The 16,961-nt window shown below is 61.7% G+C and carries 11 protein-coding genes and 2 tRNA genes; 8 read left to right on the top strand and 5 right to left on the bottom strand.

Going from position 1 to position 16,961, the window contains the following annotated elements:
- Positions 1-49 precede the first annotated feature (49 nt).
- From ACQ4WP_RS07440 to ACQ4WP_RS07420, 5 genes are all read left to right on the top strand, one after another.
- The gene (locus tag ACQ4WP_RS07440; protein WP_436519372.1) at positions 50-553 is read left to right on the top strand and encodes a DUF2939 domain-containing protein; all 504 of its coding nucleotides are present in this window, start codon (positions 50-52) and stop codon (positions 551-553) included.
- A gap of 80 nt (positions 554-633) precedes the next feature.
- On the top strand, positions 634-846 hold the full coding sequence (locus tag ACQ4WP_RS07435) for a hypothetical protein (protein ID WP_436519371.1): 213 nt from the start codon (positions 634-636) through the stop codon (positions 844-846).
- A gap of 354 nt (positions 847-1,200) precedes the next feature.
- Complete coding sequence (locus tag ACQ4WP_RS07430; RefSeq protein WP_436519370.1) at positions 1,201-2,925, top strand: methyl-accepting chemotaxis protein; 1,725 nt, start codon at positions 1,201-1,203, stop codon at positions 2,923-2,925.
- A gap of 435 nt (positions 2,926-3,360) precedes the next feature.
- Positions 3,361-5,646 carry a TonB-dependent receptor gene (locus ACQ4WP_RS07425; protein WP_436519390.1) on the top strand — a complete coding sequence of 762 codons (2,286 nt, stop codon included), beginning with the start codon at positions 3,361-3,363 and terminating at the stop codon, positions 5,644-5,646.
- A 147-nt stretch (positions 5,647-5,793) separates the two neighbouring features.
- A tRNA-Leu gene (locus ACQ4WP_RS07420) sits at positions 5,794-5,880 on the top strand.
- 479 nt (positions 5,881-6,359) lie between these two features.
- On the opposite strand, the gene ACQ4WP_RS07415 is transcribed toward ACQ4WP_RS07420, so the two are convergent.
- Together ACQ4WP_RS07415 and ACQ4WP_RS07410 are read right to left on the bottom strand one after the other, a co-directional pair.
- Positions 6,360-6,587, bottom strand: a complete 228-nt coding sequence (locus ACQ4WP_RS07415) for a hypothetical protein (protein WP_436519369.1) — start codon at positions 6,585-6,587, stop codon at positions 6,360-6,362.
- Between the two features lie 167 nt (positions 6,588-6,754).
- Positions 6,755-6,841 (bottom strand) — tRNA-Leu (locus tag ACQ4WP_RS07410).
- A 519-nt stretch (positions 6,842-7,360) separates the two neighbouring features.
- On the opposite strand from ACQ4WP_RS07410, the gene ACQ4WP_RS07405 reads away from it, so the two are divergent.
- On the top strand, positions 7,361-7,972 hold the full coding sequence (locus ACQ4WP_RS07405; protein WP_436519368.1) for a hypothetical protein: 612 nt from the start codon (positions 7,361-7,363) through the stop codon (positions 7,970-7,972).
- 337 nt (positions 7,973-8,309) lie between these two features.
- The gene (locus ACQ4WP_RS07400; RefSeq protein WP_436519367.1) at positions 8,310-13,352 is read left to right on the top strand and encodes a diguanylate cyclase domain-containing protein; all 5,043 of its coding nucleotides are present in this window, start codon (positions 8,310-8,312) and stop codon (positions 13,350-13,352) included.
- Between the two features lie 43 nt (positions 13,353-13,395).
- Here the strand turns inward: ACQ4WP_RS07400 and ACQ4WP_RS07395 are convergent, their stop codons facing one another.
- From ACQ4WP_RS07395 to ACQ4WP_RS07385, 3 genes are all read right to left on the bottom strand, one after another.
- Positions 13,396-14,895 carry a nucleobase:cation symporter-2 family protein gene (locus ACQ4WP_RS07395; RefSeq protein ID WP_436519366.1) on the bottom strand — a complete coding sequence of 500 codons (1,500 nt, stop codon included), beginning with the start codon at positions 14,893-14,895 and terminating at the stop codon, positions 13,396-13,398.
- A 274-nt stretch (positions 14,896-15,169) separates the two neighbouring features.
- On the bottom strand, positions 15,170-15,598 hold the full coding sequence (locus ACQ4WP_RS07390) for a hypothetical protein (RefSeq protein WP_436519365.1): 429 nt from the start codon (positions 15,596-15,598) through the stop codon (positions 15,170-15,172).
- A gap of 82 nt (positions 15,599-15,680) precedes the next feature.
- Positions 15,681-16,091 carry a FeoC-like transcriptional regulator gene (locus ACQ4WP_RS07385; protein WP_436519364.1) on the bottom strand — a complete coding sequence of 137 codons (411 nt, stop codon included), beginning with the start codon at positions 16,089-16,091 and terminating at the stop codon, positions 15,681-15,683.
- A 149-nt stretch (positions 16,092-16,240) separates the two neighbouring features.
- Between ACQ4WP_RS07385 and ACQ4WP_RS07380 the strand changes: the two genes are divergently transcribed.
- Complete coding sequence (locus ACQ4WP_RS07380; RefSeq protein ID WP_436519363.1) at positions 16,241-16,954, top strand: S24 family peptidase; 714 nt, start codon at positions 16,241-16,243, stop codon at positions 16,952-16,954.
- Positions 16,955-16,961 lie beyond the last annotated feature (7 nt).

The following is a 16,961-nucleotide window of genomic DNA, read 5'->3' as shown; positions in this document are numbered from 1 at the left end:
TCAGGCGCACCGGGTCGCCAGGCATCCGAGAGATTGCACAATGAAAAGAATGATGCTTCTCGCTGTAGTGGTACTGGTCGCGCTGGCCGGCACCTTCTATGGCAGCCCGTATTTCACCATGAACAAGATCCGCACGGCAACCATGGATGAGGATAGCCAGGCCTTGGCTGCGCAGATCGACCTGGAGCAGCTGCGCGGCAGCCTGGGGCAGCAACTGCATGCCCTGTTCTCGGCGCCGGAAGTGGCCGACGACATCAGCCCTGACGTCATCGCCCCCTTGCTCGATACCATGCTGATGCCCGAAGGCATCGTCGCCTTGATGAAGCTCAATGACCGCTACGAAAAGCCGATCGCCAAGGTCAGCGACATCAGCGGCCGCAAGCGCAACGCCAAACCCGACTACAAGCTGCGCTACACTTCCTGGGACAGCGTCGTCGTGCAGCGCGCCCACAGCAAAAGCCACATCGGCGAGCTGACCCTGACGCGCGACGGCCTGTGGCGCTGGAAGCTGGTGTCGGTGGCGCTGCCAAAGAACTTGCTGGCCGACGCGTGAAAGCGTCAGTGCCTCGTATCGGCAAACCAGCGGCTGTGCGGCACTGCTATCATCAGGTTTTGATTTCCATCGGAGGCAGCATGTCAGACCTGGTACAACACGCACTGGCCCACGCGGGCAAGCCGGCCACCACACCCTGGGTGGTGACCTTGATCAGCGGTGAAAAACTCACCGGACCCATTTTCCCGCTCAGCGACGGCTGCTATGCCATCGGCCTGGGGCAAATCAAGTATTTTGCCAGCGACAAGGTCGCCTGCCTGAATGTGTCGGGCGCGGGCGCGTTTCCCATCTGATCACGGCCCGTAAGGCCCACTATTTTCAAGGCCCTTTGCCGGCTGACCGTCTCGCAGTCCTGGCCCGCCGCCCACTGCGGCAGGGCAGTGCCCCTCGAACTGGCCGTCCGTGCTAAAAAGTTGTTTTTGGGCACGAAAATCTCATTGATTTACGAAAATTTTTGTGCAACAATTATTTTAAAGAATAATACATATACCGAATTTTATTATTAAAATTGGTTTTTACATAGCACAATCCTCACACCACGAATCCGTGTTCTGGATAGAAAAGCACTGCGTAGGGCACGACACGTTGCCACTTGTCAAGCGCAAGCACACTTTCTAATCATCATCGCGTATTTTGGGAGAGGCATCATGCATAAATTAACTGTTCGCGCCCAACTGACCCTGGCATTCGGCCTGCTGGTCTTCTTCCTCATCGGCATCTCTACCCTGTCCGTGCGGAGTTTTTCCAACTTCAACGCAGGCTTTGAGCAGTATGTCGACGGCATCATGGCGCGTGCCAATACGGCGCACCGCGTGCGTGACGCGATCGACATGCGTGCCGTGGCGGCCAGGAACCTGGTGCTGGTCTCCAAGCCGGAAGACATGGAAATCGAACGCAAACAGGTCTTGCAGGCGCAGGCCGATGTCGTCAAGAACATGCAGCGCCTGCTAGAGCTGTCGCAGGAGCCCGGGGTATCGGACGAGGTGCGCGTCATCATCAACAAGATCGACAGCATCGAAAAACGCTATGCTCCCGTGGCGCTGGCCATCGTGGACCTGGCGCTGCAAAAGAAAAACGAGCAAGCCATCGTCAAGATGAACGAGGAATGCCGTCCGCTGCTGGCCGCCCTCGTCGCTGCCAGCGATGAATATTTCGCGCTGACGGAGCAGCGCTCCGCCATCATCCTGCAGGAATATAAAGAACGCTATATTAGCAACCGGAATATCCTCATCGGCGCCAGCTTACTATCCATCGTACTGGCGGCCCTGGCGGGCTGGCTCATCACGCGTCACTTGCTCAAGGCGCTGGGCGCCGAACCGCGCCAGCTGTGCGACACCGTCAGCCTGCTTGCCGGCGGCGACCTGACAGGCAAACTCAGCGTCGCGCTGAACGATACCACCAGCGTGCTGTCGGCGCTGCAACGCATGCAGGTATCGCTGACTTCGGTAGTCTCATCCGTCCGCCAGGATTCCGACACCGTGTCTCTGGCCGCCGCAGAGATTTCCACAGGCAATAACGATCTTTCCATGCGCACGGAACAACAAGCCAGTTCACTGGAAGAAACCGCTTCCTCAATGGAAGAGCTCACCAGCACCGTGCGCAAGAATGCGGACAATGCCCGCGAAGCCAATGTGCTGGCCAGCACGGCAGCGGACGTCGCCAGCAAGGGCGGCGCCGTGGTAGGACAAGTGATGGGCACCATGGACCTGATCAGCGAATCGTCGCGCAAGATTGTCGACATCATCAGCGTCATTGACGGCATCGCCTTTCAGACCAATATACTGGCCCTGAATGCCGCCGTGGAAGCGGCGCGGGCCGGCGAACAGGGCCGCGGTTTCGCCGTCGTGGCGACCGAGGTGCGCGGCCTGGCCCAGCGCAGCGCCAGCGCGGCCAAGGAAATCAAGACGCTGATCGACGACTCCGTGAGCCGCGTCGATGCGGGCGCCAGGCTGGCGGCGCAGGCGGGCGCGACGATGTCCGAGGTAGTCGCCAGTGTCGCCCGCGTCAGCAATATCATCGCTGAAATCACGATGGCCAGCCAGGAACAGTCCGCCGGTATCGAGCAAATCAATCAGGCGGTGGCGCAGATGGATAGCGTCACGCAACAAAACGCGTCGCTGGTGGAAGAAGCGGCGGCGGCGGCCGAATCGCTGCGCGACCAGGCCAGCCACCTGGTGCAAACCGTGAGCATCTTCAAGACGCACGACGGCCAGGTGGCGGCACCCGCGCGCGCGCCTGCACCAGCACGCGCCAGCGCCAAGCCGCTGCGCCTGGTGCCGGCCAGCGGCACCGTCAAGCGCCAGGCCGCGCCTGCAAAGCATCGTCCGATGCCAACGGCAGCGGCGACGGCAGGCGATTGGGAAGAGTTTTAAGCAGGTACGGGCATGCGTCCACGCATGCCTTGCGTCACACGCGCAGGGGAAAACCGCAAGCGGTACGCCCCTGTCGCGTTGCAACAACAAGCCCCTCACGAAAAAAATCCACGGCAACTGTTGTATTTCCTGCGCCCTGATCCCGGCACTACGACAAAATGCACCCGCCTTTTTTGCGCTACCGCAGGAAACACCATCGCCATGCCCGGCCTCTTTTGCGTTCGCACAGGCCTGCCGGCACCCCACTATGCACCCGCCCGATATTGACGACAAATACGATTTTATTCACGTATTCAGTCGAAACAGATATGAATAGCCTCGCCTGGAAAATGGCATGAATACCAAAACTTTCCGTGCTAGCATGATTTTTCGTCTAGCGGACTAGCGCCAGCCTGGACCTTACGAACAACCTTGACCGACAGGAGCCGTTTCATGATGACACCGCATGCCAGCACAATACGCCACACCCTGATTGCCCTGGCAATCACTGCCGCCTTTCCCCTGCAAGCGATGGCGCAAGACAGCATCCAGGCCCCTGCCGCCGACGCGCCTGCCGCTCCGGCAGCACAGGCCGGCCCTGGCCAGCTGGAAACGGTGATCGTGACGGCACAGCGGCGCGCGGAAAACATCAAGGACGTGCCCATGTCCATCGCCACCCTGAAAGGCGACAAGCTCGACACCCTGACAGCCGGCGGCGCCGACATCCGCTTCCTCAACAGCCGCTCGCCCAGTGTCTCCGTCGAATCGGATTATGGCCGCACCTTCCCTCGCTTCTACATTCGAGGCCTGGGCAATACCGACTTCGACCTGAACGCCTCGCAGCCCGTGGGCCTGGTGATGGATGACGTGGTGCAGGAAAACGCCATGCTCAAGGGTTTTCCCGTGTTTGACGTGGACCAGGTCGAGGTGCTGCGCGGCCCGCAAGGCACCCTGTTCGGCCGCAACTCGCCGGCCGGCGTGATCAAGTTCGATTCCGCCAAGCCCGTCTTCAAGACGGAAGGCTACCTGAGCGGCGGCTTCGGCAAGGATGGCATGAAGAACCTGGAAGGCGCCTTCAACGTGCCCGTCAGCGACACCGTGGCCCTGCGCTTTTCCGGCCAGACGCAGCGCCGCGACGACCGCGTACACAACCCGCGCCCCACCGGCACGCGCGACTTCGAAGGCTATGAAGACAGCGCCGCCCGCCTGCAAGTGCTGGTCAAGCCCACGCGCGACTTCAGCGCCCTGTTCAACGTGCATGCGCGCAACCTCGATGGCACGGCCACGCTGTTCCGCGCCAACATCCTGAAACAGGGCACGAATGACCTGGTCGACAATTTCGATTATGGCTCCTACCCTACCGATGGCATCAACCGCCAGCACCTGAAAACCAAGGGTGGCAGCATGCGCCTGAAATGGGACTTGCCCGGTGTCACCCTGCATTCCATCACCGGCTACGAAAAGCTCGATTTCTTCAGCCGCGCCGACGTCGACGGCGGCTATGGCGCCGTGTACGCGCCGCCGATGGGCCCCGGCTTCATTCCTTTCGTCGTGGAAACGGCCGACGTGATCCCCAACCACAAGCAGATTTCGCAGGAATTCCGCGCCGAATCGAGCGCCAAGGGCCCGCTGCAATGGATAGGCGGCCTGTTCTACTTCAAGGAAGATATCCAGATCGACAGCATCAGCTTTGACAGCCTGGCGCCCGGCAATCCGCAAAACAGCGCGTACGCCACGCAAAACCAGAGCTCGAAGTCGTACGCGGCCTTCGGCTCGCTGAACTACACGGTCTCGGACGCCCTGAAACTGCGCGCCGGGCTGCGCTACACGAGCGACAAGAAAGATTTCTCGGCCAAGCGCGTGGAAGCGACCACCGCCGGCCCGTTCAAGCTGCACGACACCTCGCACAACGTCAGCTGGGACCTGAGCGGCACATACGTGCTGACGCCGGAAACCAATGCTTACGCGCGCATCGCCACCGGCTACCGCGCGCCATCGATGCAGGGACGCCTGAACGGCCTGTCCGACCGCCCTTCGTTTGCGGGCGCCGAAAAGGCGCTGTCCGTCGAAGCCGGCATCAAGCAAGACCTGTTCGACAAGCGCGCGCGCCTCAGCCTGGCCGTGTTCCAGTACCGTGTCAAAGACAAGCAACTGACGGCCGGTAGCGGCGCCGTCAACATGAACCAGCTGATTAACGCAGACAAGGCCACGGGCCGGGGCGTGGAACTCGATTTCCAGGCGAACCTCAGCGATTCGCTCAGCATGACCCTCGGTGGCAGCTACAACCATACGGAGATCCAGGACAAGAAGCTGTTCGTGCAAAGCTGCGGCAACGCGCAAAACAACCCGGCCAGCGGCTGCACCGTCACCGACCCGCTGGGCCCGTTCAAGGGCACGGCCTACATCGACGGCAACCCGCTGCCGCGCGCGCCGGAATGGCAAACCAATTTCACCCTGAAATACAGCATTCCCGTCGCCAATGGCGAGTTCTACGCCTACACGGACTGGTCCTACCGCACCAGCTACAACTTCTTCCTGTATGAAGCGAAGGAATACAAGGCCAAGGAACTGCTCGAAGGCGGCTTGCGCGTCGGCTACAAATGGGACCGCTATGAACTTTCCGCGTACGGCCGCAACATCACCAACCAGATCCAGTCGCTGGGCGCCATCGATTTCGACAACCTGACGGGCATCATCAACGAACCACGCACGTATGGGGTGCAGTTCAAGGCGACGTTTTGATGGCGGGTAGATAAAACCAGGCTGTTCGGCGCAAACCGGACAGCATTTTTCTCCCACCACGGCTGATACCGGGCGGTGGATGCGAGAGCATCGCTCAGGCACAAGATGGCATTACGGGCATCACCTGTGCTAGAATCTCGCCGCGCTGCCCGGATGGTGAAACTGGTAGACACTGGAGACTTAAAATCTCCCGCCTGTAAGGGCGTGCCGGTTCGATTCCGGCTCCGGGCACCAGCGCACAGAATTTGGAAACATCAAAAAAGCCATTAAACCCAATACAATCAACGGGTTAGTGGCTCTTTCTATTAATCCATATTAAACCCGACAAAAACCTGTAGCGATTACGCCAAATTTACGCCTCAACGAGAGGGAAGCATGGCGTCATTCAGGAAACGGGTTGGCGGTTGGCGGGCAGAGATCGGCATCCTCGGCACACGGGAATCTGAATCATTCAGCACCTAGACCTAGGCTGCAGCTTGGGCGTCGGAACGCGAGACCGAAATCCGGCACGGCTCCGACAGTGGCATCGCCATCGGAAAAAGCTGCGGCGACGCATTCAACAGGTACCTGGAAGAAGTCTCCATCCACAAGCGCGGCAAGCGCTGGGAAAGGCTGTGCCTCTACGCCAACGGCGAAGTGGTCATTGACGGCCAGAAAATTAAAGATATTAAACTCGCCAACGTGACACCTGAACTGCTCGGCGCCTGGCGCGATCAGCGCATGACCGGGGAACGCAAAGTCACTGCCGACAGAGCCCGCCATCCTTCACTGAGCGCAGCGCCAAGTTCGGCCATATTGTTGATCTGAGTGGACATGTCAATCCCGGTAAGCCGATGCAGCACGTTGGCGAAGAACAGCACAGTGAGCGTGATGGCCGCATGCCAGCTGTCGTGGAAGGTCAGTCCCCGCCCGCCGCCAACCCGTTTCCTGAATGACGCCATGCATCTCCCTTGCTGAGGCGTAATCATGGCGTCAATCTGGCGTAATCGCCACTGGTTTTCGTCGGGTTTAATATGGATTAATAAAAATATCAAGGCGTAAAAGAGCCACTAACCCGTTGATTGTATTGGGTTTAATGGCTTTTTTGATGTTTCCAAATTCTGTGCGCTGGTGCCCGGAGCCGGAATCGAACCGGCACGCCCTTACAGGCGGGAGATTTTAAGTCTCCAGTGTCTACCAGTTTCACCATCCGGGCAGCGCGAGCAGTCATGCAGGGCTGCGTGCGCGGGCCAGAAAAGATCGCGTCACCGGGGTCCGCCTTTTCACCGGTGGCTGGCTCCACCAGCATGGCGTCTCCCACGATCATCCATGTAATGGCGCACAACGGGGTCGCTGGAAAACGATTAAGACGCTGCGCTGGCGGCAACGGTGCAGAGTGGATGGTGCTTGCGTACCAACCAGGCTCGCACACAAAAGGCTAGCGGCACGCGCAGGCAACGAGGCGGGCGACAGTCGGAGGGCAGATGACATCAGATAGCGTCATGAAAATCTTGTAGCGTGTCGCAAACGTTCAAGACCTACTTAACTGACCAGACGATACTACCTCCATCACATGCCAAGCGAGGGAGTCTCATGAATACCGCTGCCATGCCCGTCTTGCGCGAGATTGCCGATTTATTAGTAAATGAAAATTTTCGGTGCAGGATCTGTAGCCCTCGATGAGGTAGGGAGCGCCAGCGCAACACAGGGAAATCAAACGCACTCCCGGACTCATATGTCAATTCGTAAATTTCACCGCCTGTCGGCATGTGTCCTGGCAGCCTATATATTGCTGCATCTTGTTAATCACCTGCTGGCCATTGCCGGCGCCAATGTGCACATCACTTTCATGGAGGCGACACGGCCACTGTATCGAAATGCCGTTGTCGAGCCGGTGCTGTTGGCGTGCGTGCTATTTCAATGTGGCAGCGGAATATGGATGGTGCTGCGCAGATGGAAAGTACGGTCCGGGTTCGTAGCGTGGCTGCAGGCCGGCTCAGGGATCTACCTGGCCCTGTTCCTGCTTTTTCATGTCGGTGCGATCCTGTTTGGCCGCGTCGCGCTCAAGCTCGACACCAATTTTTACTATGCCGCAGCCGGTTTTGTGCTGATGCCATATGAATTGTTCTTTGCGCCGTATTATTTCTTCGCCGTGTTTGCCCTATTCACGCACCTGGGCTGTGCCGCATATTGGCAAGTCGAAACGCACTCGCCAATGGTGCGCAGGCTCGCCATTGGCGTTCCGGCGGGAGTCGGCCTGGTGGTCGCCCTACTGATTAACCTGGCTCTAGCGGGCATGCTCCACCCGCTCGACATTCCCGCGAAATACCTGACTATTTACCAGTAAGCAGGGCGCGACCACACCGAGCCAGAGCACGCATGAAGGAAGGAATCCGAACCAAAGCATCTCCAGCCGCTATCTTTCAGGTTTCACAAGTTACCCCGTGATGGCGTACATAGTGCGCCGTCACGCTCGTTATCGAATTTTTCGGTTACGCCAGTGCCGCATCCACTCATCGCTCCCCCCTCAGTGCCCGGCACCGCCGACATTTTTGCAACAACACCCATCGTTTTGCTCCCTCCCCCGCGCCTCCCTCTACTGATATAATACTTACAATCAAGTAATACTTCGAAATGTGTGCCTCAAGGCTCCCGCAACCGTCTGTGTACCGCTAGCCCAGCCCATGAGCTCTCTTTTCGACCACGAGATCATCAAACAGCTGCACAACGGTGGCCGCTCGCGGGTATATCGCGCCAGGGCTGCCGATGGCACCGCACTGATCGTCAAGAAGCCCAATCAGCAGTTCCCTTCCTTTCAGCAACTGGCACAATTCAAGCGCGAGTATGCGATCGCGCGCCGCTGCCGCCATCCTGGCGTGGTGCATCCGCTGGCACTGCAGCTGCACGGCGGGTGCTGGACGATGATTCAGGAAGATAGCGGCGGCCAGGCGCTCGACCAGTTCTTGCGCGCGCAGGTAGCGGCGCGCAGGACGCCGGCGCAACCTGCGTTGGCGCTGGACGATTTTTTCGACATCGCGCTGCAACTGTGCGCGGCGCTGGAAGAGGTCCATCGTCATGGCGTGATCCACAAGGACATCAATCCCTCCAATCTGGTGTGGAATGCCGATCGGCGTCTGCTGCAGCTGACCGATTTCGGCATTGCTTGTGAACTGCCATACGAAAGCCATGGCATCGTCAATCTCCAGACATTGGAAGGTACGCTGCGCTACATGGCGCCGGAACAGACCGGGCGCATGAATCGGCGGGTCGACTGGCGCGCCGATTTCTATGCGCTCGGTGCCACCCTGTACGAACTGCTGACCGGCCAGGCGCCATTCGAGGCGGGCGACGAGATGGAACTCGTGCATTGCCACATTGCCCGCAGTCCCGACTGGTCGCATCCGGCGCTCGCAGGCTTGCCTGGCCAGCTGCTGGCTATCATCCAGCGCCTGCTGGAAAAAAATGCCGATCAGCGTTACCAGAGCTTACAAGGCTTGCGCAGCGACCTCGAAGCATGCCGCGCAGACAGGCCGGCGCAGGCGCTCAAGCTGTCCGACCATAACGGCCGCTTCCTTGTGCCACAAACGCTGCACGGACGCGAGGATGCCATCGCCATGCTGCTGGCGGCCTTTGAACGCAGTGCGGCCGGCACCTGCGAAATGCTGCTGGTGGCCGGCCACTCGGGCATCGGCAAGTCGGCGGTCGTCAACGAAGTACAGAAGCCCATCATCGCCCGGCGCGGCTGTTTCCTGTCTGGCAAGTTTGACCAGCTCCAGCGCGACCTGCCCTATGCCTCGCTGATCCAGGCCTTCCAGGGACTGGTGCGCCAGTTGCTGGGCCAGCCCGAAGAAACGCTGCGGCAGTGGTCCGGAAAACTGCGCGCCGCCCTGGGCAGTGGCATCGGCGTGCTGGTCGAACTGATTCCCCAGCTGGCGTTGGTCGTCGGCCCCACCGACGCGGTGCCAACATCGGCGCCGGTACAGGCCCAGCTCCGCCTGGACCGGCTTTTCCCCCGCTTCGTCGAAGTCTTCGCCTGCGCCGGGCATCCGCTGGTGCTGTTCCTGGACGACCTGCAATGGGCCGATGCGGGTACGCTGCGGATGATCGAACTGCTCATGCTCTCCTGCGACAAGTGCTGCCTGCTGTTCATCGGCGCGTACCGCGACAACGAAGTGGGCGCCACGCATCCACTCGTCGCGCTGCGCGACAAGCTGCGCGCGCGCGAGGTGCGCCTGTCCACGCTGTTACTGAGCCCCCTGAGCGAGCCGCAGGTTGCGCAAATGGTGTCGGCCACCGTGCGCGTGGCGGCACCTGACTGCGCGCCCCTGACCCGCGTTTGCTACCGCAAGACGGCCGGCAATCCATTTTTCCTCAGCCAGTTCCTGGCCTCGCTCAATGAGACGGGCCATTTGCGCTACCGGGCCGTCGACGATTGCTGGGACTGGGACCTGCCCGCGATACAACAGGCCAGGTACACGGACAACGTGGTCGAGGTGCTGCTGGAGAAAATCCGCCGCCTGCCCACGGCAACGCAGCACCTGCTGCAACTGGCCGCCTCCAGCGGCAACCGCTTCACGCTCGACACGCTCGCGCTGGCAGTGGACCGCGCGCCCCGGCACACGCAGCAAGCCTTGTGGCCGGCGCTCCATGCAGGACTGATCCAGCCGCTCGACGAACGCTATAAATACGTCAACGGCGACACCCGCGCCGGCCAAAGCGGCGTCAATTACCGATTCCTGCACGACCGCGTGCAGCAGGCAGCCTACCTGGTCGCCGATGCCGGTACCCGCGCGGCCAACCATCTTCGCATCGGCCGCCTGCTCCTGCGGCATGCGACGCCGGAGCATCAGGACGGGACACTGTTTGAAATCGTCGAACAGCTCAACGCCGGCCGTACGCTACTCGACGATGCGGGCGAGCGCGTGCAGTTGGCGGCGCTCAATCTCCAGGCCGGCGTCAAGGCACGACGCTCTGCCGCGTTCCAGGCCACGCTGGAGCACATGCGAATTGGTCTCGACCTGCTGCCGGCAGAGGCGTGGAACATCCACGCCGACCTCTGGCTCGACCTGCAGCTCGGCGCGGCCGAAGCTGCCTACCTGTGCGGCCAGTTCGATGCCGCCGAAGCGATCTATCCACTGGTGCGCACCCGCACCTTGAGCCCCTTGCTACAGGTACGCTGCATTGCCATCCAGGCGCACCAGTATCAATTGCAGGGCCGCCTGCTCGACGCCATCGCCGTGCAGCGCGACGGTCTGGCGCAGTTGAACATCGACATCCCGCACGATGTCGCGCACATGAAAGCGCGCTTCGACGAGATCCTCGCCGACATCGGGCGGCAGCCTGGCGCGCAGGCGCCCGAGACCTTGCTGACGGCCGGCGACATGTGCCAGCCGGACGCGGTGGCCGCGATGCAGATGATGCAGGGCCTGTGGATGGCCAGCTATTACGCCGGCCAGCAGGATCTCAGCGCGCTGATGGTGGTATCGATGACGCGGCTGTCCATGCAACGGGGGAACAGCGATTTCAGCGCCGTCGCCTATGTCGGCTACGCGATGATGCTTGCGCTGTACGGCGGCGACGTCGCGCGCGGCTACGACTTCGGCGCGATGGCGATGGCGCTGGCCAGGCGGCGTGCCAATCTGCAGACGCGCACACTCACGGGCCTGATGTTCGGTGCGCTCATCAGCCACTGGACGCAGCCCCTGCGCAGCTCCGATGCCCTGTACGAAGAAGCCTTTGGCTGGGCACTGGAAATCGCCGATTTCGTGCAGGTTGGCGTGGTGGTAGCCGTGCGCGCCACCGAGCGGATGATCCTCGGCGACTACCTGCCGCACCTGATGCACGACATCGAGCACGACCTGGCGCTGATGCGCGCCAACGGCCAGCAGGCGATGGCCGACTGCTGCATCGCCGCCGCGATCCAGCCAATCAAATGCCTGATGGGCCTCCTGCCCCGTCACGACAGCTACGATGATGCGACGTTCAGCGAGGCGCGTTTCCTCGCACAGTATGGCGACTCGCAGCTGTACCGCGCCTACTATTTGCAAGGAAAAATCCGCAACGCCTACCTGTTCGACGGCGCCGACGCCGAGCAGCTGGCCGGCCAGCTCGGCATCGTCACCCAGATCATGCGCGGCCAGGCCAAGGTTGCGGAGTCGAGCTTCTACGCTGCGCTGATATGGATCCGCGCCTTGCGGCGCGCCCCGGCGCGCCCCGACGCGGGCGATGTGCTGACCGTGATCGACGCACTGCAGGCGAGCCTTGACGGCTGGGCCAGTGAGGGCTCGGACAATAGCGGCGCCAAACATCTGCTGGTGATGGCCGAAATGGCACGCTACCGGGATGATCTGCAGCTGGCCACGCGCCATTACCGGCAGGCGATCGACGCCGCCGGCCTGGCAGGCTACGTCAACGTGCAAGCGCTGGGCAATGAGCTGTGCGGCGAATGCTGGTCCGAACAGGGCCACGCGCGTGTGGCCACCGTCTTCATCCAGGACGCCATCGCGCACTACGGCCAGTGGGGCGCAGAGGGCAAGGTGGCGCAACTGCGGGCGCGCCACGCCGCGCTGCTGTCACGGATGGATGGCCGCACCACGCTATCGCATGTGGGGCCACACACGCATGGCAGTTCCGCGCTCGACCTGGTGTCGCTGCTGAAAGCGGCACAGATCCTGTCGAACGAAGTCGGCTTGCGCAATGTCCTGACGCGCCTGATTTCCATCGTGTGCGAAAACGCTGGCGGGCAGGTAGCGCGTCTGCTGCTGCTGTCCGAAGGCAGCTACCAGCTGGAGGCCAATATCGATGGCGATGGCATCACTGTCCTGCAAGCGCGCCGGCTCGACCTGAACGCCGCCAGCGACCCGCAATTCCCGCTATCGCTGCTGCGCTACGTGATCCGCACTGGCGCGGAGGTGATCGAAGACAGTATCACGGGCGTCTCGCGCTTTGCCGCCGACCCGTACGTGCAGCTGCAGCGGCCGCGTGCCGTCATGTGCCTGCCGATCCGGCACGGCGGCCAGATCGACGGTATCCTGTACTTCGAGAACCGGCTTGCAGAAGCCTCGTTCACGCAGGAGCGCGTCGCGTTCCTGCGCATGCTCGGTGTACAGGCGATGATCTCGATCTCCAGCGCCAGGCTGCATGACAGCCTGGAACGGCGCGTTGCCGAACGCACGGAACAGCTGGAAGACGCCAATCGCAAACTGGCAACCTTGTCCATCACCGACGGCCTGACCGGCCTTTCGAACCGGCGCCATTTCGACGACGTGCTGCGCACCGAATGTGCGCGTGCCACGCGCGTCGGCCAGCCGCTGGCCGTCATCATGCTCGATGTCGACTACTTCAAGCTATTTAACGACCGGCATGGCCACCTTGCCGGCGACGCATGCCTGATCCGTGTCGCGCATGCGCTGGCGGCCGGCATGCGGCGCGCGGGCGACCTGACGGCGCGCTACGGCGGCGAAGAGTTTTCGATCGTGCTGCCGAACACGGGCGCAGACGAGGCGCGCCAGATCGGCGAAGCGTTGCGGCGCGCCATCGAAGATCTGGGCATCGTCCACGCGAGCACGCAGGCGCAGCAGGTGACGATCAGCGTCGGCATCGCGGTCCAGTCGGCGCCGGGCGCCGCCGATCCGGACGCCCTGTTGCGCCTGGCCGATGCCGCGCTGTACCAGGCCAAGGATGCGGGGCGCAATGGCGTGGTGCTGAGGATTCTACCGCCTGGCTGATCCGCATACGCCGCGCGCAGCGTTCAAGGCGATGGGCGGCGCCTCAGTCGCCGCCATGACTGTTATCGCGCGCCTGCTCCTGAGCCTTTTCCTGCGACGCCAAGCCGTTGAAGAAGAGGTTGAGCAGCACGGCAACGATAGCGGCCAGCAGGATGCCGCTGTGCAGCAGGGGCGACAGAGCTTTCGGCATGTGCTGCGCGTACTGCTCTGCCACCAGCGGCAGCATGCCGAAGCCGATCGACAGGGCCACGATGAACAGGTTGTTGCGGTTGCTCTTGTAGTCGACGCCGGCGAGAATGCGGATGCCGGTGGCGGCGACCATGACGAACATCACCAGCCCTGCCCCGCCCAGCACGAACGCCGGCACGGACTCGGCCGTTTGCGCGATCTTCGGGATCACCCCCATGACCAGCAGGATGAGGCCGGCCGCTACGCAGACCCAGCGGCTGCGCACGCCCGTCACGCCCACCAGGCCCACGTTTTGCGAGAACGAGGTGTACGGGAAGGTATTGAAGATGCCGCCGATCAGGGTGCCCAGGCCATCGACGCGCAAGCCGCGGCTGATATCGGCCTGCGTGATGCGCTTGTCTGTCATCTCTGCCAGCGCCAGAAACATGCCCAGCGATTCGATCATGACGACAATCATCACCAGGCTCATGGTGACGATGGCGACCACGTCGAAGGTCGGCATGCCGAACTGGAATGGCGTGACGATGGCAAAAGCCTTGGCGCTGGCCACTTTGGCAAAATCGGCCTTGCCCAGCGCAAACGACAGGGCCGTGCCGGCGATGATGCCGATCAGCACGGCGATATTCGACAGGAAACCGCGGCCATACTTGGCCACCAGCAAGATGACGGCCAGCACGAAGAAGGCGATGCCCATGTTATCCAACGCGCCGTAGCCGGGGTTGGCAATCAGGGGCACGGGACCGGCTAGTGCGGGCAAGCCGGCCGCCGTGGCGGCAGCGGCCATCTTCAGGAAGGCGGGATCGGCAATTTGCGCCATGGTGGGAGGTCCGCCCATGGCCCAGTTCACGCCCACGCGCATCAACGACACGCCGATCACGGCGATGATGCTGCCGGTAACCACGGGCGGAAACAGGGCCAGCAGGCGGCTGATGAAAGGCGCGATCAGCATGGAGACGACGCCGGCGCCGATCACGGCGCCAAAGATGCCGGTGATCCCCAGGGCCGGGTTATTCGCCATGGCCAGCATGGGACTGACTGCGGCAAAGGTCACGCCCATCATCACGGGCAGGCGAATGCCGAAGTACTTGCCTATTCCCAAGGACTGGATCAAGGTCACCAGGCCGCAACAGAACAGGTCGGCACTGATCAACGCCGCCACCTGTTCGGGCGGCAGCTTGAGGGCACGGCCGACGATCAGCGGCACGGCGATGGCGCCCGCATACATGACGAGCACGTGCTGCAAGCCCAGGGTGAACAGTTTTCCGGCTGGCAGGATTTCATCGACGGGCGATGGCGCGGCAGACGTGGTGCCGGGCACGCTGCGGTGGATGGATTTCAAACGGGGAGTGGCCATTTACGCTCCATTTCCTGGGTTACCGCGGCACGGATGGGCGCAGGTGAAAGGGAAAAGCAAGAGAAAAACGGGACGACAGGAACACGACGGTGGCCGATGATGCATGCGAAGCTCCTTGGATGGGACGACTCCAGCAAGCCATGCACGCTTCGTGCCAGGTGGAATTGTATACAGTTTGTGGCGACAAACCGGCATGACTGTGCATGATGCCTCCCTTCGCACCGATTTCGGGCGCGCCGCTTTGACCATGCACTAAAAGAGGACGCCAGCGCCGTCAACGTCGCGTCCGCACCTCCTTGACGACTGCGGCCGCATCCGCCGCCAGTTCACCGATATCCTTGTCGCGGCGCCGGTCGAACCAGCGCACGCTGGCACTCACCAGCCACCACGCAGGCAAACCGACGAGCGCCATCAGCGGTGCGGCAATGAACAGGAAGCCCGTGGCCGGATCACAGCCATACAGCGCCGCCACCGTTTGCGCGCTGTCAAACAAGCCGGGCCACCACGCCAGCACCGCCGACACCAGGACGGGACCGGCAAACGTGGCAATGATGATGCTGGAGCAAATACGGATGAGCGCCTCCTTGCAGCTGCGTGGCCACATGACCATGAAGCTGAGCAAGGTGGCAAAGAAGGCTGCCAGCAAGGGGACGCCCAGCAGCTTGACCCAGGCAGCCCCTGCGGCGGTGATATCGATATGCATGATGTGCTTTCAGTTGCGGCAAAAAAGAGCTGCGCTTGGCAGCTTGCTTGCTGTCATTCATTTGAGAAGGCGGCTTGCTGCCCTATCCTTGTGCCGGACCAAACAACGCCGCCACCAGCGGATCGCGGCGCGCCGCACCGCGTGGCCAGCTGGCCGTGCGGCGCACCTGCGGCGGCAGTTCGGCCCAGCCGTCGACCTCGTCGTCCTGTTCTCCGAACGCGTACAGGGCGGGCCGCTGGCGTCCCGGTTCCGTGCAATGGCGCTGCGCCAGGTGAATCTGTCCCATGCCGCACATGTGCCGCAAATAGCGGCTCATGGTGCCCGCATCGAGTCCCAGCAAGGCAGACAATTGTGCCGCGCTGGCCTGGCCCTGCTCGCGAATGTACTGCGCGATGCGGGCGATATGCAGCTGCGACTTCTTGCTGCGTCCCTGTAACTGGCGCCCCTGCCGTGACACCGCCCTGCTTTCCACCAACTGACTGCTGTTCAACATCTGCCTGATCTCCCATGGTGTCGCCAAGCGGCAAACGCTGTAGTGCGTTTGCGACAGGCAACGAATGGACTTTATCAATCGCTAATGTTAAAATCAAGCATTTGGTAATTTATCAAACGGTAAATTTCAGGTTTAATGTGGAGATGAATATGTATCAATACAGACGCGACCGCCTGCTGGCCCTGATCCGCGAGCATTACGACAACACGCGCAAGAAAATTTCCGACGTCAGCGGCTGGAGCGAGGCGCGCATCTCGCAAATCCTCTCGCCCACCTACCGCGAGGGGCGCGCCTTCAGCGAAAAGATCGCGCGCAAGCTGGAAGCGGACCTGCAGCTGGACAGCATGTACTTCGACCAGGGCGCCGCGCCAGACCAGGCGGCGCTGGCGGCACGCGCGCTGGCCGGCGCGCAGCCGGTGGTGGTGGTCGATGGAGAAGATGAGCGCTTCTACCCGATCCGCAAGGTGAAACTGCGCCTGTCGGCCGGCATCACGGGCTTTGCGATCGAACCGGAAACGCACGATGGCAGCACCATCAGCGTGCCGCGCAGCTGGGTCGAGCGCCATGGCTACCACCCTGAAAAACTGGTGGCGATCAAGGTCAAGGGCGAGAGCATGGAGCCGGCCCTGTACGAGGACGACGTGGTGATCATCAATACGGCCGACAACCGGCCGGCCGATGGCATTGTGTTTGCCATCAATTACGAAGGCGAACCGGTGGTCAAGCGCATGGCGCGCGACATCGGCGAATGGTGGCTGACCTCGGACAACCCGGACCAGCGCAAATACCACCGCAAGCTGTGCCGCGGCAATGAATGTCTGATCGTGGGCAGGGTCGTGCGCAAGGAAAGCGACCGCATTTGAGAACGAA

The organism is Janthinobacterium lyxosi (genome assembly GCF_051380665.1).
Lineage (GTDB): Bacteria > Pseudomonadota > Gammaproteobacteria > Burkholderiales > Burkholderiaceae_D > Janthinobacterium.
The sequence above is the reverse complement of the archived record's forward strand: the minus strand, read 5'-3'. Positions and strand labels throughout refer to the sequence as shown.